The sequence below is a fragment of the Mesorhizobium sp. PUT5 genome (assembly GCF_052216645.1).
Classification (GTDB): Bacteria; Pseudomonadota; Alphaproteobacteria; order Rhizobiales; family Rhizobiaceae; genus Mesorhizobium.
Window position 1 is genome coordinate 1,703,921 of record NZ_JBQOSO010000003.1, and the last position, 25,824, is coordinate 1,729,744.

At 64.7% G+C, this 25,824-nt stretch carries 23 protein-coding genes; 17 read left to right on the forward strand and 6 right to left on the reverse strand.

What is annotated here, in order from left to right; all coding sequences use genetic code 11:
* The first annotated feature begins 57 nt into the window (after positions 1-57).
* From ACTDI4_RS09700 to lpdA, 10 genes are all read left to right on the forward strand, one after another.
* The gene (locus ACTDI4_RS09700) at positions 58-693 is read left to right on the forward strand and encodes an ATP-dependent Clp protease proteolytic subunit (RefSeq protein ID WP_442840955.1); all 636 of its coding nucleotides are present in this window, start codon (positions 58-60) and stop codon (positions 691-693) included.
* Between the two features lie 306 nt (positions 694-999).
* The gene (gene clpX, locus ACTDI4_RS09705) at positions 1,000-2,271 is read left to right on the forward strand and encodes an ATP-dependent Clp protease ATP-binding subunit ClpX (protein WP_442840956.1); all 1,272 of its coding nucleotides are present in this window, start codon (positions 1,000-1,002) and stop codon (positions 2,269-2,271) included.
* Positions 2,272-2,510: 239 nt separating this feature from the next.
* Positions 2,511-4,922: an endopeptidase La gene (lon, locus tag ACTDI4_RS09710; RefSeq protein ID WP_442840957.1), complete on the forward strand. Its 2,412-nt coding sequence runs from the start codon at positions 2,511-2,513 to the stop codon at positions 4,920-4,922.
* 198 nt (positions 4,923-5,120) lie between these two features.
* On the forward strand, positions 5,121-5,393 hold the full coding sequence (gene hupB, locus ACTDI4_RS09715) for a DNA-binding protein HupB (RefSeq protein WP_442840958.1): 273 nt from the start codon (positions 5,121-5,123) through the stop codon (positions 5,391-5,393).
* An 819-nt stretch (positions 5,394-6,212) separates the two neighbouring features.
* Positions 6,213-7,181, forward strand: coding sequence for a malate dehydrogenase (mdh, locus tag ACTDI4_RS09720; RefSeq protein WP_442840959.1), 969 nt, complete (start codon positions 6,213-6,215; stop codon positions 7,179-7,181).
* A gap of 16 nt (positions 7,182-7,197) precedes the next feature.
* Positions 7,198-8,394 carry an ADP-forming succinate--CoA ligase subunit beta gene (gene sucC, locus ACTDI4_RS09725; protein ID WP_442840960.1) on the forward strand — a complete coding sequence of 399 codons (1,197 nt, stop codon included), beginning with the start codon at positions 7,198-7,200 and terminating at the stop codon, positions 8,392-8,394.
* Between the two features lie 4 nt (positions 8,395-8,398).
* On the forward strand, positions 8,399-9,301 hold the full coding sequence (gene sucD, locus ACTDI4_RS09730; protein ID WP_442840961.1) for a succinate--CoA ligase subunit alpha: 903 nt from the start codon (positions 8,399-8,401) through the stop codon (positions 9,299-9,301).
* 138 nt (positions 9,302-9,439) lie between these two features.
* Complete coding sequence (locus ACTDI4_RS09735) at positions 9,440-12,439, forward strand: 2-oxoglutarate dehydrogenase E1 component (RefSeq protein WP_442840962.1); 3,000 nt, start codon at positions 9,440-9,442, stop codon at positions 12,437-12,439.
* 23 nt (positions 12,440-12,462) lie between these two features.
* Positions 12,463-13,737 carry a 2-oxoglutarate dehydrogenase complex dihydrolipoyllysine-residue succinyltransferase gene (odhB, locus tag ACTDI4_RS09740; protein ID WP_442840963.1) on the forward strand — a complete coding sequence of 425 codons (1,275 nt, stop codon included), beginning with the start codon at positions 12,463-12,465 and terminating at the stop codon, positions 13,735-13,737.
* 92 nt (positions 13,738-13,829) lie between these two features.
* Entirely contained in the window at positions 13,830-15,233 is a 1,404-nt protein-coding gene (gene lpdA / locus ACTDI4_RS09745; protein WP_442840964.1) for a dihydrolipoyl dehydrogenase, read from the forward strand.
* 49 nt (positions 15,234-15,282) lie between these two features.
* On the opposite strand, the gene ACTDI4_RS09750 is transcribed toward lpdA, so the two are convergent.
* The 4 genes from ACTDI4_RS09750 to ACTDI4_RS09765 form a co-directional block, all read right to left on the reverse strand.
* A complete protein-coding gene (locus tag ACTDI4_RS09750) occupies positions 15,283-15,684 on the reverse strand; it encodes a hypothetical protein (RefSeq protein ID WP_442840965.1) in 402 nt (133 codons plus the stop codon).
* Between the two features lie 147 nt (positions 15,685-15,831).
* Positions 15,832-16,053: a hypothetical protein gene (locus tag ACTDI4_RS09755; protein WP_442840966.1), complete on the reverse strand. Its 222-nt coding sequence runs from the start codon at positions 16,051-16,053 to the stop codon at positions 15,832-15,834.
* 66 nt (positions 16,054-16,119) lie between these two features.
* Complete coding sequence (locus ACTDI4_RS09760; protein ID WP_442840967.1) at positions 16,120-16,326, reverse strand: hypothetical protein; 207 nt, start codon at positions 16,324-16,326, stop codon at positions 16,120-16,122.
* Positions 16,327-16,400: 74 nt separating this feature from the next.
* Positions 16,401-17,339, reverse strand: a complete 939-nt coding sequence (locus ACTDI4_RS09765) for a tyrosine recombinase XerC (protein ID WP_442840968.1) — start codon at positions 17,337-17,339, stop codon at positions 16,401-16,403.
* A gap of 69 nt (positions 17,340-17,408) precedes the next feature.
* Between ACTDI4_RS09765 and rimM the strand changes: the two genes are divergently transcribed.
* Both rimM and trmD read left to right on the forward strand, forming a co-directional pair.
* Positions 17,409-18,002, forward strand: coding sequence for a ribosome maturation factor RimM (gene rimM / locus ACTDI4_RS09770; RefSeq protein ID WP_442840969.1), 594 nt, complete (start codon positions 17,409-17,411; stop codon positions 18,000-18,002).
* On the forward strand, positions 17,999-18,700 hold the full coding sequence (gene trmD, locus ACTDI4_RS09775; RefSeq protein ID WP_442840970.1) for a tRNA (guanosine(37)-N1)-methyltransferase TrmD: 702 nt from the start codon (positions 17,999-18,001) through the stop codon (positions 18,698-18,700). Before rimM ends, trmD begins: the two co-directional genes overlap by 4 nt.
* Here trmD and ACTDI4_RS09780 read toward each other — a convergent pair.
* Positions 18,682-19,434: a sulfite exporter TauE/SafE family protein gene (locus ACTDI4_RS09780; RefSeq protein ID WP_442840971.1), complete on the reverse strand. Its 753-nt coding sequence runs from the start codon at positions 19,432-19,434 to the stop codon at positions 18,682-18,684. The two genes, trmD and ACTDI4_RS09780, sit on opposite strands and share 19 nt — an antisense overlap.
* A 312-nt stretch (positions 19,435-19,746) precedes the next feature.
* On the opposite strand from ACTDI4_RS09780, the gene rplS reads away from it, so the two are divergent.
* The 5 genes from rplS to leuC all read left to right on the forward strand — a co-directional run bounded on the left by rplS (position 19,747) and on the right by leuC (position 24,498).
* Positions 19,747-20,262, forward strand: coding sequence for a 50S ribosomal protein L19 (rplS, locus tag ACTDI4_RS09785; protein WP_442840972.1), 516 nt, complete (start codon positions 19,747-19,749; stop codon positions 20,260-20,262).
* Between the two features lie 164 nt (positions 20,263-20,426).
* A complete protein-coding gene (locus tag ACTDI4_RS09790) occupies positions 20,427-21,224 on the forward strand; it encodes a transporter substrate-binding domain-containing protein (RefSeq protein WP_442840973.1) in 798 nt (265 codons plus the stop codon).
* Between the two features lie 94 nt (positions 21,225-21,318).
* Positions 21,319-22,134, forward strand: a complete 816-nt coding sequence (locus ACTDI4_RS09795; protein ID WP_442840974.1) for an amino acid ABC transporter permease — start codon at positions 21,319-21,321, stop codon at positions 22,132-22,134.
* Between the two features lie 44 nt (positions 22,135-22,178).
* Positions 22,179-22,841, forward strand: a complete 663-nt coding sequence (locus ACTDI4_RS09800; RefSeq protein ID WP_442840975.1) for a class I SAM-dependent DNA methyltransferase — start codon at positions 22,179-22,181, stop codon at positions 22,839-22,841.
* Positions 22,842-23,088: 247 nt separating this feature from the next.
* Positions 23,089-24,498, forward strand: a complete 1,410-nt coding sequence (gene leuC, locus ACTDI4_RS09805) for a 3-isopropylmalate dehydratase large subunit (protein ID WP_442840976.1) — start codon at positions 23,089-23,091, stop codon at positions 24,496-24,498.
* A 102-nt stretch (positions 24,499-24,600) separates the two neighbouring features.
* Here leuC and ACTDI4_RS09810 read toward each other — a convergent pair whose 3' ends face one another.
* Positions 24,601-25,527, reverse strand: coding sequence for an IS110 family transposase (locus ACTDI4_RS09810; RefSeq protein ID WP_442840151.1), 927 nt, complete (start codon positions 25,525-25,527; stop codon positions 24,601-24,603).
* Positions 25,528-25,824 lie beyond the last annotated feature (297 nt).

Genomic DNA, 25,824 nt, shown 5'->3' on the forward strand with positions numbered 1-25,824 from the left:
GCATCCTATTTACAAAAACAGCGATCCAGGGCGATTCCGCCAGTCAAGGGATATCCTATGAAAGACCCCGTCGAAACCTACATGAACCTCGTTCCGATGGTGGTCGAGCAGACCAACCGCGGCGAGCGCGCCTACGACATCTTCTCGCGCCTGCTGAAAGAACGCATCATCTTCATCACCGGGCCGATCGAGGACGGCATGGCGTCGCTGGTTTGCGCCCAGCTTCTGTTCCTCGAAGCCGAGAACCCGAAGAAGGAAATCAACCTCTACATCAATTCGCCCGGCGGCGTCGTGACCAGCGGCCTTGCCATGTACGACACCATGCAGTTCATCAAGCCGCCCGTGTCGACGCTCTGCGTCGGTCAGGCGATGTCGGCTGGCTCGCTTCTGCTGACGGCGGGTGCCAAAGGCATGCGCTTCGCAACGCCGAACTCGCAGATCATGGTGCACCAGCCCTCGGGCGGCTATCAGGGGCAAGCTACCGACATCATGATCCACGCTCAGTTCACCGAGCGTCTGAAGCGCCGCTTGAACGAGATCTACGTCAAGCACACCGGCCAGGATTACGAGACGATCCATAATGCGATGGAACGCGACAACTTCCTGACCACCGAGCAGGCGATGGATCTCGGCCTGATCGACAAGGTGCTCACCTCGCGCGAAGAAATCGAGAACGCGACCGTGACCGCCTGATTGGTGCCGCCGGAGCGGCATCGCGGCGGGAGGCAGCCGCGCGCTTGGAACTTTTGAGAAGGTTTGCGGCATTTCCGCCACAATTGACTGTTTCCTCGACGGGCGCGATTGCCTACGTTAAGGCTATGTTGAGCTTCGACGGCTTAGCGTCATGCTGGGTTCGTTGCGAATCGCTGCCGCGTTTCAGAATTGTGTTGCGTACGGAATGCGTTGTGGGTGCCAGTGTGTGCTGGCGGCGGCGGTTGCCGCGATTGACTGCGTAGACGTCCTGCCGTTTCGCGGCGGGCGCCATGAAAGGACTGGACGATGAGCAAGGTCAGCAACGGCGGCGATTCCAAGAACACGCTCTATTGCTCATTCTGCGGCAAGAGCCAGCATGAGGTGCGCAAGCTGATCGCCGGCCCTACGGTGTTCATCTGCGACGAGTGCGTCGAACTGTGCATGGACATCATCCGCGAGGAGAACAAGACCTCGATGGTGAAGTCGCGCGAGGGCGTGCCGACCCCGCAGGAGATCCTCAAGGTCCTGGACGATTACGTGATCGGCCAGCCCTACGCCAAGCGCGTGCTGTCGGTGGCTGTCCACAACCACTACAAGCGGCTTGCCCATGCCGGCAAGAGCAACGACGTCGAACTGGCCAAGTCGAACATCCTGCTGATCGGCCCCACGGGGTGCGGCAAGACGCTGCTGGCCCAGACGCTGGCGCGCATCATCGACGTGCCCTTCACCATGGCCGACGCCACCACGCTGACCGAGGCGGGCTATGTCGGCGAGGATGTGGAAAACATCATCCTCAAGCTGCTCCAGGCTGCCGACTACAATGTCGAGCGCGCCCAGCGGGGCATCGTCTACATCGACGAGATCGACAAGATCAGCCGCAAGTCGGACAATCCCTCGATCACCCGCGATGTCTCGGGCGAGGGCGTGCAGCAGGCGCTTCTGAAGATCATGGAAGGCACGGTCGCCTCCGTGCCGCCGCAGGGCGGCAGGAAGCACCCGCAGCAGGAGTTCCTGCAGGTCGACACGGCCAACATCCTGTTCATCTGCGGCGGCGCCTTCGCCGGGCTGGACAAGATCATCTCGGATCGCGGCAGGAAGACCTCGATCGGCTTCGGCGCCACGGTCGCCTCTCCGGAGGACCGCCGCACGGGCGAGTTGTTCCGCCAGGTGGAGCCGGAGGACCTCCTGAAGTTCGGCCTCATCCCCGAATTCGTCGGCCGCCTGCCGGTGCTGGCGACGCTGGAGGATCTGGACGAGCCCGCGCTGATCCAGATCCTGACCGAGCCGAAGAACGCGCTGGTCAAGCAGTATCAGCGGCTGTTCGAGATGGAGAGCGTCGATCTCACCTTCCACGAGAACGCGCTGGCGGCGATCGCCCGCCGCGCCATCGAGCGCAAGACCGGCGCACGCGGCCTGCGTTCCATCATGGAAGCGATCCTGCTCGACACCATGTTCGAACTGCCGGCGCTTGAAGGCGTGCGCGAGGTGGTGATCTCGGAAGAGGTCGTGTCTGGCAATGCCCGGCCGCTCTACATCTACTCCGACAGCAAGGAAAAGAAGGGCAACGTCAGCGCTTGAGGAAAGCGCTGGCGGCGGCCCGCGATCTTGCTGCGCCGGGCGGTGACACCTCTCGGTCGTCTGTGCGAACAATGCCACTTGATCTTTGCCTTGCCGGCCTCCACCTATCGTGCGAGGCCAGTGGCTGAATTCCGTGCTGAGAACACCCCCTCACAAAGGATGGTAGGCGGAACGACTCCCGGTCGTTAATATGAGAATCGCGGTTGGCCGAAGGCGGCCGCGACATGAAAGGTTGGACAATGGCCAAAATAACCAGGTCGGCCGGCGACGGCGTCTTTGCCGTCTTGCCCTTGCGCGACATCGTCGTGTTCCCGCACATGATCGTGCCGCTCTTCGTCGGACGGGAAAAATCCATCAAGGCGCTGGAAGAGGTGATGGGCCAGGAAAAGCAGATCCTGCTCGCCACCCAGATGAATGCCGCTGACGATGATCCCGAACCCGGCGCCATCTATGACGTCGGCACGCTCGCCAACGTGCTGCAGCTCCTGAAGCTGCCCGACGGCACCGTCAAGGTGTTGGTCGAGGGTGCCGCGCGCGCCAAGATCGCTTCCTTCACCGACCGCATCGACTTCCACGAAGCCCGCGCCACGGTTCTGGCCGAGCCGGAGGAGGAAGAGGTCGAGATCGAGGCGCTGGCGCGTTCGGTGGTCTCCGACTTCGAGAACTACGTCAAGCTGAACAAGAAGATCTCGCCTGAGGTGGTGGGTGCGGCCAGCCAGATCGACGACTATTCCAAGCTCGCCGACACGGTCGCCTCGCATCTGGCCATCAAGATTCCCGAGAAGCAGGAGATGCTCGGCACGCTTTCCGTCAAGGAGCGGCTTGAGAAGGCCATGGGCTTCATGGAAGCCGAAATCTCCGTGCTGCAGGTGGAAAAGCGCATCCGCTCGCGCGTCAAGCGCCAGATGGAGAAGACCCAGCGCGAATACTACCTCAACGAGCAGATGAAGGCGATCCAGAAGGAACTGGGCGAAGGCGAGGACGGCCGCGACGAGGCTGCCGAGATCGAGGCGCGCATCAAGAAGACGAAGCTTTCCAAGGAGGCCCGCGAGAAGGCGGAGGCCGAGCTGAAGAAGCTGCGCTCGATGTCGCCGATGTCGGCCGAGGCCACGGTGGTGCGCAACTATCTCGACTGGCTGCTGTCGATCCCGTGGGGCCGCAACTCCAAGGTCAAGCAGGATCTGAACTTCGCCCAGGAGGTGCTGGACGCCGACCATTACGGCCTTGAGAAGGTCAAGGAGCGCATCGTCGAATATCTGGCTGTGCAGAGCCGTCAGAAGAAGCTGAAGGGGCCGATCCTGTGCCTCGTCGGCCCTCCCGGCGTGGGCAAGACCTCGCTCGGCAAGTCGATTGCCAAGGCGACGGGCCGCGAGTTCGTGCGCATGGCCTTGGGCGGCGTGCGCGACGAAGCCGAGATCCGCGGCCACCGGCGCACCTATATCGGCTCGATGCCCGGCAAGGTCATCCAGTCGATGAAGAAGGCCAAGAAGTCCAATCCGCTCTTCCTGCTCGACGAGATCGACAAGATGGGCCAGGACTTCCGCGGCGATCCGTCCTCGGCGCTGCTGGAGGTGCTTGATCCGGAGCAGAACGCCACCTTCATGGACCACTACCTCGAGGTCGAGTACGACCTGTCGAGCGTCATGTTCGTGACGACGGCGAACACGCTGAACATCCCTGCGCCGCTGATGGACCGCATGGAGATCATCCGCATCGCCGGCTACACCGAAGACGAGAAGGTCGAGATCGCCAAGAAGCACCTTATGCCGAAGGTGGTGCGCGACCATGCCCTTCAGCCGAAGGAGTTCTCGGTTTCCGATGATGCCATCCGCGCCATCATCCAGACCTACACCCGGGAAGCCGGCGTGCGCAGCCTGGAGCGGGAGCTGATGAAGCTCGGCCGCAAGGCGGTGACGGAGATCCTGAAGACGAAGAAGAAGTCGGTGAAGATCACCAAGGACAATCTCGACGACTATCTGGGCGTGCCGCGCTTCCGCTTCGGCATGGCCGAGACCGACGACCAGGTCGGCGTCGTCACAGGATTGGCCTGGACCGAGGTCGGCGGCGAGTTGCTGACGATCGAGGGCGTCATGATGCCCGGCAAGGGCCGCATGACCGTTACCGGCAACCTTCGCGACGTGATGAAGGAATCGATCTCGGCGGCGGCGTCCTACGTGCGCTCGCGGGCCATCGATTTCGGCATCGAGCCGCCGCTGTTCGACAAGCGCGACATCCACGTGCATGTGCCCGAGGGTGCCACGCCGAAGGACGGCCCGTCGGCTGGCGTGGCCATGGCGACCGCGATCGTTTCGGTGCTGACCGGCATTCCGGTGAAGGCCGACGTTGCCATGACCGGCGAGATCACGTTGAGGGGCAGGGTGCTGCCCATCGGCGGCCTGAAGGAGAAGCTGCTGGCGGCGTTGCGCGGCGGCATCAAGAAGGTGCTGATCCCCGAGGACAACGCCAAGGACCTGGCCGAGATCCCCGACAACGTGAAGAACAACATGGAGATCGTTCCGGTTTCGCGCATCGGCGAGGTGCTCAGGCACGCGCTGGTCAGGATGCCGGAGCCGATCGAATGGGCCGAACCGGCGGTGACGGCGCCCGCGGCGGAAGACGCGAGCGAGGACGCCAAGGCGATCGCGCACTGAGCTTCCAGCCAAGGTTGCGGTGCACAATCCAAAAGCCGGGCGCGAGCCCGGCTTTTCCTTTGGAAAAAGCCCGGTATTCCGGGCTTTTTTCGCATTTCTTGTGGCCTTGCCGCTTGGTTGTGGCGATGCTTCTTTCTAAAGTCCGTTCCCTGCCGGACGAGTCGAGAGGTCCGGACTTTCTCATGGAAGGAATTTTTTATGAACAAGAACGAACTGGTGTCCGCCGTGGCCGAGCAGGCCGGTCTCGAGAAGGGGAAGGCCCAGTCGGCGGTTGATGCGGTGTTTGCCGTCATCACCGGCGAACTGAAGAATGGCGGCGATGTCCGCCTGGTCGGGTTCGGCAATTTCTCCGTCTCGAAGCGCGAAGCCTCGACCGGACGCAATCCGCAGACCGGCGCCGAAGTCCAGATCCCGGCGCGCAACGTGCCGAAATTCTCGGCCGGCAAGGGCCTGAAGGACGCCGTCAACTAATCTCTGCGCATCCGCGAACCGGGACGCTTCGCGCGCGGTAAGGCCGGTGCGAAGCCGGCCGGATCGCATGACGATCCCGGGGCTGGTGGCCTGTTGGCGCCGCCAGTCCGCAAAGGTGCCGAGATCGCCGGCCGCCACGTTATCCGGGGCGGCGAAGCGGGTTGCTCGGCTGTCGATCGGCATCCCCTCGATACGGCCCATGCCGATCGGGGGGTATTGCTTCCGTCTCCGGACGGTAAAACGCCATGCGACGGGTGCATGGCGGTCTTCGCCCAGGTTCTTGCCGTGCGGCGGTTCGTTCCACCAGATTCGTTCCATTGCGGCGCGCCTGCTCCGAGGCGATTTGCGCGACGAAGATGGAAACCTGCATGCGGCGGTTTGCTCCCGGCAGGCTGGCTTGCTCGCAGGCGGCCGATCTGCGGGCGTCTGATATGGCCGGGACTTCGTCGCGCTGCCGGCACTCGGATCCCTTCGCCGCGACCGGCCCGGTCTTTCGGGGGAGGCCGCACGGCGGCATGTCGCCGGCAATTTCGACCGGATAATCACAAGCGTGTCATCGTTGGGCGGGAGTGCTTTGCATTCGGCGCGCCCGTGCAATAGGCTGCAAAGCCTGCCGCCTGCGATGCGGCCTGGATATTTTACGTTTACGTAAATCCCGATCTTTATAACCGATTGAAAATACTGGGATCGAAATAACCGTTTGAAAAATTTTGGAACGAGGGCTATGGGGTGCGGCGAATTTGCGCGGGAGCCCGCGCCGCATCGGCTTCTCCTTCGACGCCGCCCCGGCGTCGCCTCAGCAAAGGGAATGATCCTGACATGGCACGCAACAAGATAGCGCTCATCGGCTCGGGCATGATCGGCGGCACGCTCGCCCATATGATCGGCCTGAAAGACCTCGGCGACGTGGTTCTGTTCGACATTGCCGAAGGCATCCCGCAGGGCAAGGGGCTCGACATCGCCCAGTCCTCGCCGGTGGACGGCTTCGACTCGCGGCTCACCGGCGTCAACGACTACGCCGGCATCGAGGGCGCGGACGTGTGCATCGTCACCGCCGGCGTGCCGCGCAAGCCCGGCATGAGCCGCGACGACCTGCTTGGCATCAACCTGAAGGTCATGGAGCAGGTCGGCGCCGGCATCAAGAAATACGCGCCCAACGCCTTCGTCATCTGCATCACCAACCCGCTCGATGCCATGGTCTGGGCGCTGCAGAAGTTCTCCGGCCTGCCCAGGAGCCATGTGGTCGGCATGGCCGGCGTGCTCGATTCCGCCCGCTTCCGCTATTTCCTGGCCGATGAATTCAAGGTGTCTGTCGAGGACGTTTCGGCCATGACGCTCGGCGGCCATGGCGACGACATGGTGCCGATGGTGCGCTACTCCACCGTCGCCGGCATCCCGCTGCCCGACCTCGTCAAGATGGGCTGGACCAGCCAGGAGAAGCTCGACGCCATCGTGGAGCGCACCCGCAAGGGCGGTGGCGAGATCGTCGGCCTGCTCAAGACCGGCTCGGCCTATTACGCGCCGGCCGCCTCGGCCATCGCCATGGCCGAGAGCTACCTCAAGGACAAGAAGCGTGTGCTGCCCTGCGCGGCCCACCTCAACGGCCAGTATGGCCTCAAGGACATGTATGTCGGCGTGCCGGTGGTGATCGGCGCCAACGGCGTCGAGCGCGTCATCGAGCTCGACTTCAACAAGGCCGAGCAGAAGATGTTCGACAAGTCGGTGGCCGCCGTCCAGGGGCTCACCGAGGCCTGCGTCGGCATCGCTCCGCAACTGGCCAACAAGTAACGCTGGAGAAGTTGCCATGAACATTCACGAGTATCAGGCCAAGCAGCTTCTCAAGGGGTTCGGCGCGCCAGTCGCGGAAGGTGTTCCGGTCTTCAAGGCCGGCGAGGCTGAAGCCGCCGCCAGGAAGCTGCCGGGGCCGCTCTACGTGGTGAAGAGCCAGATCCATGCCGGCGGGCGCGGCAAGGGCAAGTTCAAGGAGCTTTCCCCCGACGCCAAGGGCGGCGTGCGGCTGGCGAAGTCGGTCGAGGAGGTCGTGGCCAATGTCGGCGAGATGCTGGGCCACACCCTCGTCACCAAGCAGACCGGGCCGGCCGGCAAGCAGGTCAACCGCCTCTACATAGAGGATGGCGCCGACATCGACCGCGAACTGTATCTCTCGATCCTGGTGGATCGCACGGTCGGCCGCGTCGCCTTCGTGGTTTCCACCGAGGGCGGCATGGATATCGAGACGGTGGCACACGACACGCCGGAAAAGATCATCACCGTCGCCATCGATCCGGAAAAGGGCGTCACCGTCGGCGATGCCGGCAAGCTGAATACGGCGCTGAAGCTTTCGGGCGCCGCGGCGGCCGACGGCGAGAAACTGTTCCCGGCGCTCTACAAGGCCTTCGTCGAAAAGGACATGAGCCTGCTCGAGGTCAACCCGCTGATCGTCATGACGAACGGTCACCTGCGCGTTCTCGACGCCAAGGTGTCGTTCGACAACAATGCGCTTTTCCGTCATCCCGACGTGGTTGAGCTTCGCGACACCACGGAGGAGGACGAGAAGGAGATCGAGGCGTCGAAATACGACCTCGCCTATGTGGCGCTGGAGGGCGACATCGGCTGCATGGTCAACGGCGCAGGCCTCGCCATGGCGACCATGGACATCATCAAGCTCTATGGCGCCGAGCCGGCGAACTTCCTCGACGTCGGCGGCGGCGCGAGCAAGGAGAAGGTGACGGCCGCCTTCAAGATCATCACTGCCGATCCGGCCGTCAAAGGCATCCTCGTCAACATTTTCGGCGGCATCATGAAGTGCGACGTCATCGCCGAGGGCGTGGTGGCCGCGGTCAGGGAAGTCGGCCTGAAGGTGCCGCTGGTGGTGCGGCTGGAAGGCACCAATGTCGAACTGGGCAAGAAGATCATCGACGAGAGCGGCCTAAACGTCATCTCGGCGGACGATCTGGACGACGCAGCCAAGAAGATCGTGGCGGCGGTGAAGGGAAACTGAGCTGATGTCCATTCTCATCGACAAGAACACCAAGGTTCTCGTTCAGGGCCTGACCGGCAAGACCGGCACCTTCCACACCGAGCAGGCGCTTGCCTATCACGGCACCAAGATGGTGGGCGGCATTCATCCGAAGAAGGGTGGCGAAACCTGGCACGGCTCGAAGGGCGAGGCCCTGCCGATCTTCGCCAGCGTCGCCGAAGGCAAGGAAAAGACCGGCGCCACCGCCTCGGTCGTCTATGTGCCGCCGGCAGGCGCCGCCGATGCCATCATCGAGGCCATCGAGGCAGAAATCCCCTTCATCGTCTGCATCACCGAGGGCATCCCGGTCATGGACATGGTGCGTGTCAAGGCCAGGCTCGACAGGTCCAAGTCGCGCCTGCTCGGGCCCAATTGCCCGGGCATTCTGACGCCGGACGAATGCAAGATCGGCATCATGCCCGGCAACATCTTCAGGAAGGGCTCCGTCGGCGTTGTTTCGCGCTCGGGAACACTTACCTATGAGGCGGTCTTCCAGACCACCAATGTCGGCCTCGGCCAGACCACGGCCGTCGGTATCGGCGGCGATCCGGTGAAGGGTACGGAGTTCATCGACGTGCTGGAAATGTTCCTTGCCGACGAGGAGACCAAGTCGATCATCATGATCGGCGAGATCGGCGGTTCCGCCGAGGAAGATGCCGCGCAGTTCCTGCGCGACGAGGCCAAGCGCGGCCGCAGGAAGCCGATGGCAGGCTTCATCGCCGGTCGCACCGCTCCTCCCGGCCGCACCATGGGTCACGCCGGCGCGGTGATTTCCGGCGGCAAGGGCGGTGCGGAAGACAAGATCGCGGCGATGGAGGCGGCCGGCATCAAGGTGTCGCCATCGCCGGCGCGATTGGGGACGACCCTGGTCGAAGCCATCAAGGGCTGATTGACGCGCCGGGCGGTCCTCCTGCCCGGCGCGAATGACAAGGAGGGGCAGATTTCGCAGGGCGGCCGATAGGGCCGGCCTCATCGGCAGCATAGCCGTTCACGGTTCAGGAGTTGAAGCAGGGGCTTCAAAAGCGATATGTCGAGACAAGACCACGCCAACGATCAATTCGCACTCACCTCGTTCCTCTACGGCGGCAACGCCGACTATATCGAGGCGCTTTATGCCGCTTATGAGGACGACCCCGCATCCGTCGATCCGGAATGGCAGGACTTCTTCGCATCGCTGAAGGACGACGCCGCCGACGTCAGGAACAACGCCCGGGGCGCTTCGTGGAAGAAGCCCGGCTGGCCGCTCACGGCCAATGGCGAACTGGTTTCGGCGTTCGACGGCAATTGGGGGCTGGTCGAGAAGGCCATCGAAAAGAAGGTCAAGGGCAAGCTCGCGGAAAAGGCGCAGGCTGCCGGAGCCATGCTGTCCGAGGCGGAAGTTCATCAGGCCGCGCGCGATTCCGTGCATGCCATCATGATGATCCGCGCCTTCCGCATGCGCGGCCACCTGCACGCCAATCTCGATCCGCTGGGCATCGCCAGCCAGCTCGAGGACTATAACGAGCTGTCGCCGCAGAATTACGGCTTCACCGAAGCCGACTATGACCGGCCCATCTTCCTCGACAACGTGCTGGGGCTGGAATTCGGCACCGTCCGGCAGATGCTGGATATCTTGACCCGCACCTATTGCTCGACGCTGGGCGTGGAGTTCATGCACATCTCCGACCCTGAGGAGAAAGCCTGGATCCAGGAGCGCATCGAAGGCGCCGACAAGGAAATCTCCTTTACCGCCGAGGGCAAGAAGGCGATCCTGCACAAGCTGATCGAGGCGGAAGGCTTCGAGCAGTTCATCGACATCAAATACAAGGGCACCAAGCGCTTCGGCCTGGATGGCGGCGAATCCCTGATCCCCGCGCTGGAGCAGATCGTCAAGCGCGGCGGCCAGCTCGGCATGGAGGAGATCGTGCTGGGCATGGCCCATCGCGGCCGCCTCAACGTGCTCTCCCAGGTGATGGCCAAGCCCCATCGCGCCATCTTCCACGAATTCAAGGGCGGCTCCTACGCGCCCGACGAAGTGGAGGGCTCCGGCGACGTCAAATACCACCTCGGCGCCTCGTCGGACCGCGAGTTCGACGGCAACAAGGTGCACCTGTCGCTGACCGCCAATCCTTCTCATCTGGAGATCGTCGATCCCGTGGTGATGGGCAAGGCCCGCGCCAAGCAGGACCAGATCTACGGCCGCTCGCGCGAAGAAATCGTGCCGCTGGAGGAACGGGCCAAGGTGATGCCGCTGCTCATCCACGGCGACGCCGCGTTCGCCGGGCAGGGCGTGGTGGCGGAAATCCTCGGACTTTCCGGCCTGAGGGGACATCGCGTCGCCGGTACGGTCCATTTCATCATCAACAACCAGATCGGTTTCACCACCAATCCGCGCTATTCGCGCTCGTCGCCCTATCCGTCCGACGTGGCCAAGATGATCGAGGCGCCGATCTTCCACGTCAATGGCGACGACCCGGAGGCCGTGGTCTTCGCCGCCAAGGTGGCCACCGAATTCCGCATGAAGTTCCACAAGCCGGTGGTGGTGGACATGTTCTGCTATCGCCGCTTCGGCCACAACGAGGGCGACGAGCCGGCCTTCACCCAGCCGATCATGTATCGTGCCATCCGCGCCCACCAGACCGCGCTTCAGCTCTATAGCGCCAGGCTGATTTCCGAGGGTCTCCTGACCCAGGAAGACATCGACCGCATGAAGGCCGATTGGCGCGCCCATCTGGAAGCGGAATGGGAGGCCGGGCAGTCCTACAAGCCCAACAAGGCCGATTGGCTCGACGGCGTCTGGTCGGGCCTGCGCGTTGCCGACCATCAGGACGAGCTGCGCCGGGGCAAGACCGCCGTGCCGGTCAAGGCCCTGAAGGAGATCGGCAGGAAGCTGACCGAGGTGCCGAAGGATTTCGAGGTGCACCGCACCATCCAGCGTTTCCTCGACAACCGCCGCAATGCGATCGAGACCGGCGAAGGCATCGACTGGTCGACGGCCGAGGCGCTGGCTTTCGGCGCCATCCTGCTCGACGGCAATCCGGTGCGCCTGTCTGGCCAGGATTCCGAGCGTGGCACCTTCTCGCAGCGCCATTCGGTGCTCTACGACCAGCGCGACGAGACCCGTTACATACCCTTGAACAATCTGTCGCCGGCCCAGGCCGGCTACGAGGTCATCAACTCCATGCTGTCCGAAGAGGCCGTGCTCGGCTTCGAATACGGCTACAGCCTGTCCGCGCCCAAGGCTCTCACCATGTGGGAAGCCCAGTTCGGCGACTTCGCCAACGGCGCGCAGGTGGTGTTCGACCAGTTCATCTCGTCCGGCGAGCGCAAATGGCTGCGCATGTCGGGCCTCGTCTGCCTGCTGCCGCACGGCTATGAGGGCCAGGGGCCGGAGCACTCCTCGGCACGCCTGGAGCGCTTCCTGCAATTGTGTGCGGAAGACAACATGCAGGTCGCCTACTGCACGACGCCGGCGAATTATTTCCACATCCTGCGCCGGCAGTTGAAGCGCGATTTCCGCAAGCCGCTGATCCTGATGACGCCGAAGTCGCTGCTGCGCCACAAGCGCGCCGTTTCGACCATCGCCGAACTGTCGGGCGAAAGCTCTTTCCACCGGCTGCTGTGGGACGACGCGCAATATCTGGGCAACGAGCCGATCAAGCTGGTCAAGGATTCCAAGATCCGCCGTGTCGTGCTGTGCTCGGGCAAGGTCTACTACGACCTTTACGAGGAGCGGGAGAAGCGCGGCATCGACGACATCTATCTGCTGCGCGTCGAGCAGCTCTATCCGTTCCCGGCCAAGGCGCTGATCACCGAGCTGTCGCGCTTCCGCAACGCGGAGATGGTGTGGTGCCAGGAAGAGCCCAAGAACATGGGCGCCTGGTCGTTCATCGACCCCTATCTGGAATGGGTTCTCGCCCATATCGACGCCAAGCACCAGCGCGTGCGCTACACTGGCCGCCCCGCCGCCGCTTCGCCGGCGACTGGCCTGATGTCGAAGCATCTGGCACAACTTGCTGCGCTGCTCGAAGACGCACTCGGCGAATAGACATAAAGGAACGGAAGCTACACATGGCCACCGAAATCAAGGTTCCCACTCTCGGCGAATCCGTTACCGAGGCGACTGTCGGCAAATGGTTCAAGAAGGTGGGCGAGGCGATCGCCGCCGACGAGCCGCTGGTCGAGCTTGAAACCGACAAGGTGACGATCGAGGTGCCCGCCGCGGCCGCCGGCGCGCTGGGCGAAATTACCGTCAAGGAGGGCGAGACCGTCGGCGTCGGCGCCATCCTCGGCACCATCGTCGAAGGCGGCGCCAAGGCCGCGCCGCAGCCCAGGCAGGACACGGCCGTGGCGCAGGCATCGGCGCCGACCGCGGCCTCCACCACCAAGGAAGCCGCCGCCCAGTCGGCCAAGGTCGCAGGGGAAGGGGCCATCGAGGCGCGCACGATGCCGCCGGCACCTTCCGCCGCCAAGCTGCTCGCCGAGGCGAATATTTCGGTGGACCAGGTCTCCGGCTCAGGCAAGCGCGGCCAGGTGCTGAAGGGCGACGTGCTGGACGCGCTCGCTCAAGGCGCGCCCTCGCAGCCGGCCGAGACGCCCAGGGCCGTGCCGGCCGTGGCACGCGCGCCTTCGTCGGCCGAGGATGCGCCGCGCGAGGAGCGCGTGCGCATGACCAAGCTGCGCCAGACCATTGCGCGCCGACTGAAGGACGCCCAAAGCACTGCTGCCATGCTCACCACCTTCAACGAGGTGGACATGAAGGCGGTGATGGACCTGCGCGCCAAGTACAAGGACGTGTTCGAGAAGAAGCACGGCGTGAAGCTCGGCTTCATGGGCTTCTTCACCAAGGCCGTGACCCATGCGCTGAAGGAGATTCCGGCGGTCAACGCCGAGATCGACGGCACCGACATCATCTACAAGAACTACGCTCATATTGGCGTGGCCGTCGGCACCGACAAGGGCCTTGTCGTGCCGGTGGTGCGTGACGCCGACGCCATGTCGATCGCCGGGATCGAGAAGGAAATCGGCCGCCTCGGCATAGCCGCGCGCGACGGCAAGCTCTCGGTCGCCGACATGCAGGGCGGCACCTTCACCATCTCCAACGGCGGCGTCTACGGCTCGCTGATGTCCACGCCGATCCTCAATGCCCCCCAGTCGGGTATCCTCGGCATGCACAAGATCCAGGAGCGCCCGGTGGTCATCGGCGGCCAGATCGTCATCCGCCCGATGATGTACCTGGCGCTTTCCTACGATCACCGCATCGTCGACGGCAAGGAAGCCGTCACCTTCCTGGTGCGCGTCAAGGAAAGCCTGGAGGATCCGGAGCGTCTGGTCCTGGATCTTTGACGGGCGCTTTGCACCAGCCTTTTGAATGCTGAACCGATGAAGACCGGCCTGGCGCGCCGCAGCCGGTCTTCGCCGTAAAGAGGGACAAGAATATGGCTTATGACGTGGTGGTGATCGGCTCGGGACCGGGCGGCTATGTGTGCGCCATCAAGGCTGCCCAGCTCGGTCTCAAGGTGGCCGTGGTGGAGAAGCGCGAGACCTTCGGCGGCACCTGCCTGAATATTGGCTGCATCCCCTCGAAGGCGCTGCTGCATGCCTCGGAGATGTTTGCCGAGGCCGGTCATTCCTTCGACACGCTGGGCGTCGAGGTGCAGCCGAAGCTCAATCTCGCGAAGATGCTGGCGCACAAGGACACCACGGTGGCGGCCAACGTGGCCGGCGTCGCCTTCCTGTTCAAGAAGAACAAGATCGACACCTTCCGCGGCACCGGCAAGGTGGTTTCGGCGGGCAAGGTTTCCGTCACCGGCACGGACGGCAAGGCCGAGGAGATCGAGGCGAAGAACATCGTCATCGCCACCGGGTCTGAGGTTGCCGGCATTCCGGGCGTCAAGGTCGACTTCGACGAAAAGACGATCGTCTCCTCCACCGGCGCGCTGGAGCTGCCCAAGGTGCCGGAAACCATGGTTGTGGTCGGCGGCGGCGTCATCGGGCTGGAGCTGGGGTCTGTCTGGGCGCGCCTGGGCGCCAAGGTCACCGTGGTGGAGTTCCTCGACACCATCCTCGGCGGCATGGACGGCGAGGTCGCAAAACAGTTCCAGCGCATGCTCGGCAAGCAGGGCTTTGTCTTCAAGCTCGGCGCCAAGGTGACCGGCGTGAAGAAGGAGAAGAAGGGGGCGACCGTCACCTTCGAGCCGGTGAAGGGCGGGAACGCCGAAAACATCGAAGCCGATGTGGTTCTGGTCGCCACCGGACGCCGGGCCTATGCCGACGAACTGGGCCTGAAGGAGGCCGGCGTGGCGACGGACGAGCGCGGCCGCGTCAAGACCGACGCGCATCTCGCCACCAATGTGCCCGGCATCTGGGCCATCGGCGACGTGGTGGCCGGGCCGATGCTGGCCCACAAGGCCGAGGACGAGGGCGTGGCCGTGGCCGAGCGCATCGCGGGCCAGGCCGGTCATGTGAACTACGACGTCATTCCGAGCGTCGTCTATACGAGCCCCGAAGTGGCCTCCGTCGGCAAGACCGAGGAAGAGCTGAAGAAGGCAGGCATCGACTACAAGGTCGGCAAGTTCCCCTTCACCGCCAATGGCCGGGCGCGCGCCATGCTGCACACGGACGGCTTCGTGAAGATCCTGGCCGACAAGAAGAGCGACCGGGTGCTCGGTGTCCACATCGTCGGCTTCGGCGCCGGCGAGATGATCCACGAGGCGGCGGTTCTGATGGAGTTCGGCGGCTCGGCCGAGGATCTCGCCCGCACCTGCCACGCACACCCGACCATGTCGGAGGCGGTGAAGGAGGCCGCGTTGGCCGCCTTCTTCAAGCCGATCCACATCTGACTGCAGGAATAAGGCTCGCCGATATGGCGGGCCTTATTCCATTTGGCGCCTATTGGGCCGGCTGTGCAGGTGCCGGCGCCGGTTGTGCCGGGGCTGCGGGCTCGGCGGGCTTTGCCGGCTGCATGGTGGGCGCCTGCGTCGGAGCAGGTTGTGCCGGAGCCGCGGGCGCGGCCGGCTGGGCCGGTGGCGAAGGAGCCGGGGCGGACTGGCCGGCTGCCGGCTGTTCGGCGGGCGGGTTTTCATAAGGCGCGCTGCGCCAGAAGACATAATAGGCAATGATCGCCAGCACGATCACCGCCAGAGCCATCATCCATATGCTGCCGCTTCCGCGCGCCTGCGCTGGAACGGGGTCGTCGAGGCGCGGATCATTGGTGGAAGGGCCCGGGATCGGATTGAGCGGGTCCGTCAGGCGCGGATCGTTGGGGTCCGGGCGGTTGGGGTTCGTGGCCATGAAGTCCTCCATCGAGTGACGGCGTCAATCGCCATCAACGCCTGATGGAGGATCGGGTTTCAATTTGCGGGCCGAAGGCGGACGGCAACGCCCTCCGGGGACATGCTTCGTTCCCGGAGGGGCGCCGCCCGAAGCAGAGAAAAAGCGTCAGTCGGCGATTTTCCCGTCCGGTTGCTGCGCGGATGCGGCCTTGTGCGGCAACACGATTTTGGCGTCCGGTACGGACATCGGAGCGGCCTTGTCCACGTTCACGCTGGCGACGACGGTACGGTCGGTCTTGGCATCCTGCGCGGTCCGCATGAAGTCGCAGGCATGGACGGCCGATATGGAGAGGCCGAGCGACGCGGCCACGATCAGTGCTTTCGTCATGCTTTTCTCCTTCTCGCCACGGTCAGATGGGGTGAAAGGATAGCAAAGGCGGACGCGGAGGGAAAATCACTCTTTGCGGGTGGGGTCGCCCTGTGTCGCGACAGGCGACAACACATGGTCGGCGGCCTGCACGACCTGCGGGGCGGCGTCGACCGTGCGGGCGGCGATCAGGGCCACCAGCAGGAAGCAGAAGAAAAACAGAAGGTTGAGCGCAACCAGCCCCCTGAACGACAGGAGCGCCGCGCGATCTGCCATGGCCATGATGCGTCTCATGCCTGTCTTCTAGCTGCAAAAGACGGCCGAACGGTTAACAGGCAACGTCAAATTGCCCTGATGCCGAGGGGAACTCAGGCGCGCGGGTGGGCGGATTCGTAAATCTCCAGGAGCCGCGCGGTATCGACGCCGGTATAGATTTGCGTGGTCGACAGGCTGGCGTGGCCGAGCAGTTCCTGGATGGTGCGCAGGTCGCCGCCGCGCCCCAGCAGATGCGTGGCGAAGGAATGCCGCAGCGCATGCGGCGTCGCCGTTTCGGGCAGGTTCAGCGCCGAGCGCAGTTTCGCCATCTCCCGTTGCACGATGGCTGGGTTGAGCGCGCCGCCGCGCGCGCCGCGAAACAGCGGCTCGCCCGCGCCGAGATGATAGGGGCAGAGCCTGCGATATTCTGCGACAGCCCTGAAAGCGACCGGCAGCACCGGCACCAGCCGCGTCTTGCCGCCCTTGCCGGTGATTCGCAGCACCGTCTCGTCGGCCGAAGCAAGATCGGCACCGTCGAGGCCGAGCGCTTCCGAGATGCGCAGTCCGCCGCCATAGAGCAGGGTCAGCACCGCCGCGTTGCGCGCCGCGATCCAGGGCTCCTCGGCCAGTTGCCCATCGGCAGAGACGACACGCCTGGCATCCGGTGCAGTCAACGGCTTGGGCAGAGATTTGGGTTGCTTCGGCGCGCGCAGCGCCGTCGCACCCGCCGCATTGACGAGGCCGCGTCGCTCGAGAAAGCGCAGGAAAGAGCGAACGCCGGCAAGTCCGCGCCCCAGCGTGCGAGGGCCGGCCCCCCTTTGCCGGCGCGAGGCGAGGAAGGCGCGCAGGTCGGCCGGCCTGAGGTCGGCAATGTCGGCGATGCCGGGCGAGCCGCCGCAATGGCCGGTCAGGAATTGCAGGAACTGTCGCGTGTCGCGCTCATAGGCTTCCACCGTCAGCGCCGAGAGCCGGCGCTCGCCCGCCAGCGCCTTCAGCCAGCTTTCGCGCGCGGCTTGCAAGTCGGGCTTGGCGCAGATGAGGAATTCCTGCATTGGCAGTCGGGACCCGATTAAACTAAGTCAGTATCGACTTACCCGGTTAGCAGGCGGTGAAGCGAGGCGATGCCAAAACCTGAAAATTCCATCCAGATGGCCGTGATCGGCGCGGCCCACGGCATCCGGGGCGAGTTGCGCGTCAAGACATTCACCGGGGACCCGTTGGCGCTGGGCGACTACGGGCCGCTCCATGATAAGGACGGCCGCGCCTTCGAGATCGTCGACATCCGGCCGGCCGGTACGGTGGTGGTCGTGCGCTTCAAGGGCGTGGACGACCGCAGCGCGGCCGAGGCATTGACCGGCACGGAACTGTTCGTCGACCGTTCGGCCCTGCCCGACGAGGAGGAGGACGAGTTCTATCACGCCGATCTGGTCGGGCTTGCGGTGAAGGACGAGGATGGCGCGGCGGTCGGCAAGGTCGCGGCCGTGCAGAATTTCGGCGGCGGCGACATACTCGACCTGACGCTGGACGGCCGCAAAGGCGTGCTGATCCCGTTTTCCAAGGCGGCCGTGCCGGAAGTCTCGGTCGCCGGGGGATATGTCCGCATCGACAGGCACGCGGCGGGCCTGGTCGAGGATGACGAAGAACCCGGTCCCGAAGGCTTCGACATGCGCAAAAGCCGCCCGCGCGGGCCCAAGGATGCCGGAGGCAACCGGTGATGTTCCGGGCCTCGGTGCTGACGCTCTATCCGGAAATGTTTCCCGGCGCGCTCGGCCTGTCGCTGGCCGGCAAGGCGCTGGAGGCGGGAACGTGGTCGCTGGAGACGGTCCAGATCCGCGATTTCGCCACCGACCGCCACCGGACGGTGGACGACACGCCGGCCGGCGGCGGCGCCGGCATGGTCATGCGCGCCGACGTTCTGGCGCGTGCCGTCGACCATGCCTCGCCGCCCGGAGATCCCCGCCCGCGCCTGCTGATGAGCCCGCGCGGCAGGCCGTTGACGCAGGCCAGGGTGCGAGAACTGGCCGCCGGCCCAGGCGCCGTCATCCTGTGCGGGCGTTTCGAGGGCGTCGACCAGCGCCTCATCGAGGCGCGCGGCCTGGAGGAGGTCTCGATCGGCGATTTCATCTTGTCGGGCGGCGAGCCGGCGGCGCTGGTGCTGCTCGATGCCGTGGTGCGGCTGCTGCCGGGCGTTATGGGCAACGAGCGCTCCGGCGAGGAGGAGAGCTTCGAGAACGGCCTGCTGGAGCATCCGCACTACACGCGCCCACAGGAATTCGAGGGCCGCACGATCCCGGAAGTGCTGGTTTCCGGCAACCACGCCAGGATCGCCGCCTGGCGGCGCGAGCAGGCGGAGCGGCTGACGGCGGAGCGGCGGCCGGACCTTTTTTCGCCGGATCAGCCCCGCACGAAATAATAGAACGCCAGCAGCAGGCCCACGGCGATCACGAAGCCGCGCAGGATGGGCTGCGGCACGCGCCGGGCCAGCCACACGCCGCCATAGCCGCCGAGCGCCACGCCCGGCACCATGGCCGCCGCCTGCGGCCATGCCACCACCCCGCCCGAGACGAAGACGATAATCGCCACCGCCGCGATGACGATGGACAGCATGTTCTTCAGCGCGTTGAGCTTGTGGTAGTCGCCGTTCTCGGTCAGACCGAGCGTGGCCAGCATCATCACGCCCATGCCCGCGCCGAAGAAGCCGCCATAGATGGACGCCGTGAACTGGATGAGGGCGCCGATGCGCGAGCCGGCGTGCGCGCCGGCATCCGGCCGGGGCTTCGGCTTCAGGCGCGGCCCGGCCGCGAACAGGACGGTGGCGGCGATCAGCAGCCACGGCACCATTGCCCGGAATGACGGGTTGTCGAGCGAAAGCAGGATCAGCGCGCCGGCCAGCGCGCCTGCCGCCGAAGCAAGGCAGAGCAGAAGCGCGCCGCGCCACATGCGGGTGATGTCGCTCCAGTAGGCGAGGGTGGAGGTGACGTAGCCGGGAAGCTGGGCGACGGAGGAGGTGGCGTTGGCCGTGATCGGGGCGACGCCCACCAGCGTCAGCGCGCCGAAAGCCAGGAAGGTGCCGCCGCCCGCGACCGCGTTGACCGCGCCGGAAAGCACGCCCGCGAGAAACAGCGTGATCGCGTCGAGAAGAAGCATGGTGTTGCCCGTGGAAAAGTTCCCCTGAAAGGTCTAGAAAGCCTACATCTTTCGCGCAAGGCCAAAGCGAAAGCGCGCGGCCGCAAATAAAGCTGCGGCGAGGCGTGACAAATGGCGCAAATGGCGCTATGTGGCCGCTGAACCTGCGGGAAGAATCCTGCGGGGCCCGTCAACAGTGACGGTGTAGCCGCCCCTGCCTGATGCCAGCCGGCAAAAGGCATAACCAAGCGGTCCTCGGGATTTTGTCCCGCGAGACTGCGAGGCGAGCGTCGGGCGCTCTGGCTGTCGGAAGAACAAGAAGTGGATTTTGAGATGGATATCCTCCGTCAGATCGAGGCCGAGCAGGCCGCCAAGATCGAAGCCAAGCGCAAGCTTCCCGAATTCCAGCCCGGCGACACCGTCCGCGTCAACGTGCGCGTCACGGAAGGCACCCGCACCCGCGTGCAGGCCTATGAGGGCGTCGTGATCGCCCGTTCCGGCTCCGGCTTCCAGGAGAATTTCACCGTCCGCAAGATTTCCTACGGCGAGGGCGTGGAGCGTGTGTTCCCGGTCTATTCGCCGATGGTCGAGGGCGTCGAGATCGTGCGCCGCGGCAAGGTGCGCCGCGCCAAGCTCTACTACCTGCGCGACCGTCGCGGCAAGTCGGCCCGCATCTCGGAGAACACGGGCGCGCGTGCGCGCCGCCTGAACGAGGCCGAGCGCGACGCGCTGAACGCCGAAAGGGCACGGATCGAGGCCGAGAAGGTGGCCGCTGCCGAGGCTCTGGCCGCCGAGAAGGCCGCACAGGACGCCGCCGAGAAGGCGGCTGCCGAGAAGGCCGCCGAATAAGCCCTGCGCAAAAACCATCTCGAAAAGGCGGCTTCGGCCGCCTTTTTTCATGCGCATAGCGCACCGGCGGCGCATCGGGCCGTCTTGAAAGGTGCCGGCGGGCGGCTAAAGTCGAAGCAGCCGTCGCCGCCGGAAAGGCTGGCGCCATTTTCGGGGGAATTGCCATGACCAGAACGAAACTGCTGCTTGCGGCCCTCGCCGCGCTGTTGTTTGCGCCGCTTGCCGCCTTTGCGCAGGACCTTCCCGACCTGGCCGGCCGGAAGGTCGTCGTCGTCACGGAAAACGCCTATCCGCCGCTGCAATTCGTCGATCCCAAGACCGGCAAGCAGATCGGCTGGGAATATGACGCGATGGACGAGATCGCCAGGCGGCTCAACTTCCAGGCAGAGTACCAGAACACCTCGTGGGACGCGATGATCCAGGCGGTGTCCGACCATCAGTACGACATCGGCATGACCGGAATCACCATCAACGACGAACGCAAGGCCAAGGTGGATTTCTCCGAGCCCTATATGCGCAACGAGCAGTTCATGCTGGTGCGCGGCGACGAAAACCGCTTCACCGACGCCAAGAGCTTCGCCGCCTTCAAGGACGGGCTGGTCGGCGCGCAGGCAGGCACCTCGCCCTTCTACACCGCCGTCTACAGCGTGCTCGACGGCAACGAGCAGAACCCCAGGATAAAGCTGTTCGAGACCTTCGGCGCCAGCGTGCAGGCGCTGAAGGTGGGGGACGTCGATGTGGTGCTGACCGATTCGACCGCCGGCAAGGGCTATGTCGATGCTTCAGACGGCAAGCTCAAGCTGATCGGCGGCCCGCTCGGCACCGAGGACTTCGGCTTCATCTTCCCCAAGGGCTCCGACCTCGTCGCCCCTGTCAATGCCGCCATTGCCGCCATGAAGGTGGATGGCGCCATCGAGGCGCTGAACAGGAAGTGGTTCCTCGACTACAAGATGGGCGAGTGAGACGCGGATGCCTCGCGCACCCGATGTGAAGCGAAAGCGCGCGTTGCGTCCATTTCCTCGCACCTTCCAGCCTTTCGGCGGCTGAGGCTTCGGCATGCAGCCGCCGGCGCGCGCTCAAAAGCCCGAATTCCCCTGGTGGCTGGCCGTGGCCGTGGCCATCGCGGTTGTCGCGGCCGTGGGTATTGCGGGAAGCGACCTCTATCGCCAGGTCTTTGCCACTGTCGCCAAGGGTATCGGCATCACCGTCTTCGTCACTGTGGTCGGTTTTGCGCTGGCCGCGGCCCTCGGCCTTGGCGTGGCGCTGATGGCGCTGTCGGGCTCGGCCTGGCTGCGCCAGATCGCCCGCTTCTATGTCGAGATCATCCGGGGCGTGCCGATCCTGGTGCTGCTGTTCTGGATCGCCTTTGCCGGTGCGCCGGCCTTTGTCGCCGGGTGGAATTTCGTCACCGCGCCCTTGCAGCAGGCCGGCTGGATGGACGCGCTCATCGTGCGCGACATATCGTTGCTGTGGCGCGCGATCATGGCGCTCACCATCGGCTATTCGGCCTTCATCGCGGAAGTGTTCCGCGCCGGCATCCAGTCGGTCGAGATCGGCCAGATCGAGGCTGCGAAGGCGCTCGGGCTCTCGCGCCTGCAGCGCTTCCGGCTGATCGTGTTCCCGCAGGCGATCCGCACCATCCTGCCGCCGCTCGGCAATGATTTCGTCGCCATGGTCAAGGACTCGTCGCTGGTCTCGGTGCTCGGCGTCGCCGACATCACCCAGATGGGCAAGATCTACGCCTCCGGCTCGTTCCGTTTCTTCGAGACCTATTCCATCGTCGCCTATATCTACCTGATCCTCACCGTCGGCTTGTCGCTGGCGCTCAGGGCGCTGGAAAGGCGCCTCAGGCGGCAGCACGCGCGGTCTTGACGCAAGGCGGCGCCGGCCTCACCCTTGCCGGCAGGGAGGAGCCGATGGAACCGGAGAGAAGCAATGCCGGCGTCGTGCTGGACAAGGCGAACGCGGCACTGGATTCCGTCTACTCGGCGACGACGTCCGAGGGGCTTTCGGCCGCCTACGCTGCCTGGGCGGCGAGCTATGACAGCGAGACCGCCGCGCTCGGCTACCTGCTGCCCTTCCTGATCGCGGCCTGGGTGGCTCGGCATGTGCCGGCTGACGAGGGGCCGCTGCTGGATGCGGGCTGCGGCACCGGCCTCACCGGACCGCAGCTCAAGGCGCTGGGCTATGCCGACATTTCCGGACTGGACCTGTCGCAGGAGATGCTGGCCGTCGCCGCCACGCGCAACGCCTATGGCGAGTTGAAGCAGGCCGTGCTCGGCGGGCCGCTGCCCTGGCCGGACGGTCATTTCCGCGCCTTCTTCTCCACCGGCGTGTTCACCATGGGCCACGCGCCGGCATCGGGCCTGCGCGAACTGGTCCGCATCACGCGCAGGGGAGGCCACGCCATCTTCACGGTTCGCGACCAGGTATTCGAAAGCGGCGGTTTCCAGCCGCTCTTCGACGAGCTGGAGCAAGGACAAAAATGGCGCCTGGCGGAGGAAAGCCCGTGGTTCCGCTGCTATGCCGTCGCCGATCCCGAGGCGCTGGTGAAGACCTTTGTCTTCCAGGTGCTATAGTGGTCGCAATTGCCGATCCGGCAAAAGATTGCTATGGAGCGGGCCATGGAAGAACTGTTCGGAAACCCGTCCTACAAGGGCTTCGTGCTGCAGGACAAGAAGCGCCTGCCGGCACGATTCTTCGCGTGGGTTTCCGGCTCGGCCATCTGCCGACTTATCTAGCCGCCTTCGCCTGTCCCGCTTCGGCCGGCAGGAATTCCGGTATGGCCACCTTCTTTCCATTTTTTGAATCGACGGATTTACGCACATGAGCGCACCGCGCACCCTCTACGACAAGATCTTTGACGACCACGTTGTCGACCGCCAGGCCGACGGCACCTGCCTGCTCTATATCGACCGTCACCTCGTGCACGAGGTCACCAGCCCGCAGGCCTTCGAGGGGCTGCGCATGTCCGGCCGCAAGGTTCGCCACCCCGAGCGCACGCTCGCCGTGGTCGACCACAACGTGCCGACCTCGCCTGACCGCGTCAACGGCATCAAGAACGAGGAAAGCCGTATCCAGGTCGAGGCGCTGGCCAGGAACGCCGCCGATTTCGGCGTCGAATACTATTCCGAGAAGGACCGCCGCCAGGGCATCGTCCACATCATCGGCCCTGAGCAGGGCTTCACCCTGCCGGGCATGACCATCGTGTGCGGCGACAGCCACACCTCCACCCACGGCGCCTTCGGCGCCCTGGCGCACGGCATCGGCACGTCCGAGGTGGAGCACGTGCTGGCCACCCAGACCCTGATCCAGAAGAAGGCCAAGAACATGCTGGTGCGCGTCGACGGGCAGTTGCCCGAGGGCGTGACCGCCAAGGATATCATCCTTGCCATCATCGGCGAGATCGGCACCGCCGGCGGCACCGGCTACGTCATCGAATATGCCGGCGAGGCGATCCGTTCGCTGTCGATGGAAGGCCGCATGACCGTCTGCAACATGTCGATCGAAGGCGGCGCCCGTGCCGGCCTGATCGCGCCGGACGAGACCACCTTCGCCTATGTGAAGGACAAGCCCCGCGCGCCGAAGGGCGCGGCCTGGGACATGGCGCTTGAATACTGGAAGTCGCTGAAGTCCGACGAAGGCGCGCATTTCGACAAGGTGGTCGTGCTGGATGCCGCCAAGCTGCCGCCCATCGTCACCTGGGGCTCTTCGCCCGAGGACGTGGTGGCCGTCACCGGCGAGGTGCCGGACCCGGACCTGATCGAGGACGAGAACAAGCGCAATTCCAAGAAGCGCGCGCTCGAATATATGGGGCTGGCCGCCGGCACCAAGATCACGGACATAGAGCTCGACCGCGTCTTCATCGGCTCCTGCACCAACGGGCGCATCGAAGATCTGCGCGCCGTGGCGGCCGTCGCCAAGGGCAGACAAGTCAATCCGCGCGTCAACGCCATGATCGTTCCCGGCTCGGGCCTTGTGAAGGCGCAGGCCGAGGCGGAAGGGCTGGACAAGATCTTCATCGAGGCCGGCTTCGATTGGCGCGAGCCGGGATGCTCCATGTGCCTGGCCATGAATGACGACCGGCTCAAGCCTCATGAACGCTGCGCCTCGACCTCGAACCGCAACTTCGAGGGCCGCCAGGGCTTCAAGGGCCGCACCCATCTGGTCTCGCCGGCCATGGCGGCGGCCGCCGCGATCGCGGGACATTTCGTCGACATCCGCGACTGGAAATAGGCAAGGCTTCCGCGGGCTGCCTGGCCTTTTCGGAAATGCTCCGAGCCGCAAGCCGGCCGGGGCCTTTTTCTTGTCCTAGAGTATCCGTTTTGGTCAAGGAAGTTATGGGGCCCATTTGCGGTGGTCCCTGAGCAGTGCGTTTGCGAGGACGATCAGCTTTCGCATGATGGCGGTGATGGCGACCTTGGAGGCTTTGCCGGCGGCCTTGAGCCCATCGTAGTTTGCCTTGAGGTCTGGATTGAAGCGCGTGGCGACGAGGGCCGGCATGTAGAGGGCCTGGCGAACGTTGGCCCGACCGCCTCTGATGAAGGCGCGGCCTGTCCATTTTCCAGACTGGCGTGCGACCGGGGCGAGGCCAGCGAGCGATGCAGCCTGGGTGTTTTCGAGGGTGCCGAGTTCGGGCATGTCGATGATCAGCGCGAAGGCGGTGATGGCCGAGACGCCGGGGATCGATACAAGGATGTCGAAGCGGTTGGCTAGGTCAGGATCGGCCTTGATGAGCTTCATGATCTCGACTTCGATCGCGGCGAGCTGGCGCTCGATCTGCCTGAGTTGCTCGCCATTGTGACGCTTGAGGATGGGTAAGGTCAGGTTCTTTGCTCTGTTCTTCGCCGCCGTGCGGTTTTTCACCAGCGCCTCGCGGGCCATGGAGAGATCCTTGAGATCATTAAGGAGCGGGCCGCGCGTCGGTCGGGCCTCGAGGTCGAGCAACATCCCCATGCGCGCCAGCATGGCGGCGTCGAGCCGGTCGGTCTTGGCAAGCCGGCCGGTGGCCTCGGCGAAGCGCCTTGCCTGACGCGGATTGACCTTGACAAGGGCGAAGCCGCCATCCGCCAGCCTCCGCTCGAAGGCTCGGTGATAAGGACCGGTCGGTTCGTAGACGATGCGGGTGTCAGGCTGTGCCAGCCACGCCAGGAATGCTCTATGGCCGGCCTTGTCGTTGCCAAAGCGGCGGCTTTTGCCATCGCTCATGCGGTGGGCGTCGAGATGGTCTTTCGAGATGTCGACGCCGATGGTATCGTTCATCATCTTTCGCTTGTCCTGTGCTTGTCGTCCGCAGCCGAACTGCGGGTATCCGTTCAGGCCTCAAGAGAAAGACGAGGGCGATCACACTCTAGCTCGACCCGTCAACGGTCAGCATTTCAACGATCCGACCCTCGCCGCCGACGAGGGGCTGCTACCCCTCCCGGCGGTCCCTTCTTCGCCCGTTCGGCAGCAAAAGTCATAAGACAAGCCTTTCATAGCTACACGGGACCATTCTGCCGGGCCGCTTCGGGCCAAATCCGTCGGGCTTCGGCCTCGGCCGATGCACCACATCGACCTCGC

What these genes read in the sequence shown, in the direction of transcription:
- ACTDI4_RS09700 (WP_442840955.1), top strand. Translation starts at nt 58, where the DNA reads ATGAAAGACCCCGTCGAAACCTACATGAACCTCGTTCCGATGGTGGTC.
- clpX (WP_442840956.1), top strand. Translation starts at nt 1,000, where the DNA reads ATGAGCAAGGTCAGCAACGGCGGCGATTCCAAGAACACGCTCTATTGC.
- lon (WP_442840957.1), top strand. Translation starts at nt 2,511, where the DNA reads ATGGCCAAAATAACCAGGTCGGCCGGCGACGGCGTCTTTGCCGTCTTG.
- hupB (WP_442840958.1), top strand. Translation starts at nt 5,121, where the DNA reads ATGAACAAGAACGAACTGGTGTCCGCCGTGGCCGAGCAGGCCGGTCTC.
- mdh (WP_442840959.1), top strand. Translation starts at nt 6,213, where the DNA reads ATGGCACGCAACAAGATAGCGCTCATCGGCTCGGGCATGATCGGCGGC.
- sucC (WP_442840960.1), top strand. Translation starts at nt 7,198, where the DNA reads ATGAACATTCACGAGTATCAGGCCAAGCAGCTTCTCAAGGGGTTCGGC.
- sucD (WP_442840961.1), top strand. Translation starts at nt 8,399, where the DNA reads ATGTCCATTCTCATCGACAAGAACACCAAGGTTCTCGTTCAGGGCCTG.
- ACTDI4_RS09735 (WP_442840962.1), top strand. Translation starts at nt 9,440, where the DNA reads ATGTCGAGACAAGACCACGCCAACGATCAATTCGCACTCACCTCGTTC.
- odhB (WP_442840963.1), top strand. Translation starts at nt 12,463, where the DNA reads ATGGCCACCGAAATCAAGGTTCCCACTCTCGGCGAATCCGTTACCGAG.
- lpdA (WP_442840964.1), top strand. Translation starts at nt 13,830, where the DNA reads ATGGCTTATGACGTGGTGGTGATCGGCTCGGGACCGGGCGGCTATGTG.
- ACTDI4_RS09750 (WP_442840965.1), bottom strand. Translation starts at nt 15,684, where the DNA reads ATGGCCACGAACCCCAACCGCCCGGACCCCAACGATCCGCGCCTGACG.
- ACTDI4_RS09755 (WP_442840966.1), bottom strand. Translation starts at nt 16,053, where the DNA reads ATGACGAAAGCACTGATCGTGGCCGCGTCGCTCGGCCTCTCCATATCG.
- ACTDI4_RS09760 (WP_442840967.1), bottom strand. Translation starts at nt 16,326, where the DNA reads ATGAGACGCATCATGGCCATGGCAGATCGCGCGGCGCTCCTGTCGTTC.
- ACTDI4_RS09765 (WP_442840968.1), bottom strand. Translation starts at nt 17,339, where the DNA reads ATGCAGGAATTCCTCATCTGCGCCAAGCCCGACTTGCAAGCCGCGCGC.
- rimM (WP_442840969.1), top strand. Translation starts at nt 17,409, where the DNA reads ATGCCAAAACCTGAAAATTCCATCCAGATGGCCGTGATCGGCGCGGCC.
- ACTDI4_RS09780 (WP_442840971.1), bottom strand. Translation starts at nt 19,434, where the DNA reads ATGCTTCTTCTCGACGCGATCACGCTGTTTCTCGCGGGCGTGCTTTCC.
- rplS (WP_442840972.1), top strand. Translation starts at nt 19,747, where the DNA reads ATGGATATCCTCCGTCAGATCGAGGCCGAGCAGGCCGCCAAGATCGAA.
- ACTDI4_RS09790 (WP_442840973.1), top strand. Translation starts at nt 20,427, where the DNA reads ATGACCAGAACGAAACTGCTGCTTGCGGCCCTCGCCGCGCTGTTGTTT.
- ACTDI4_RS09795 (WP_442840974.1), top strand. Translation starts at nt 21,319, where the DNA reads ATGCAGCCGCCGGCGCGCGCTCAAAAGCCCGAATTCCCCTGGTGGCTG.
- ACTDI4_RS09800 (WP_442840975.1), top strand. Translation starts at nt 22,179, where the DNA reads ATGGAACCGGAGAGAAGCAATGCCGGCGTCGTGCTGGACAAGGCGAAC.
- leuC (WP_442840976.1), top strand. Translation starts at nt 23,089, where the DNA reads ATGAGCGCACCGCGCACCCTCTACGACAAGATCTTTGACGACCACGTT.
- ACTDI4_RS09810 (WP_442840151.1), bottom strand. Translation starts at nt 25,527, where the DNA reads ATGATGAACGATACCATCGGCGTCGACATCTCGAAAGACCATCTCGAC.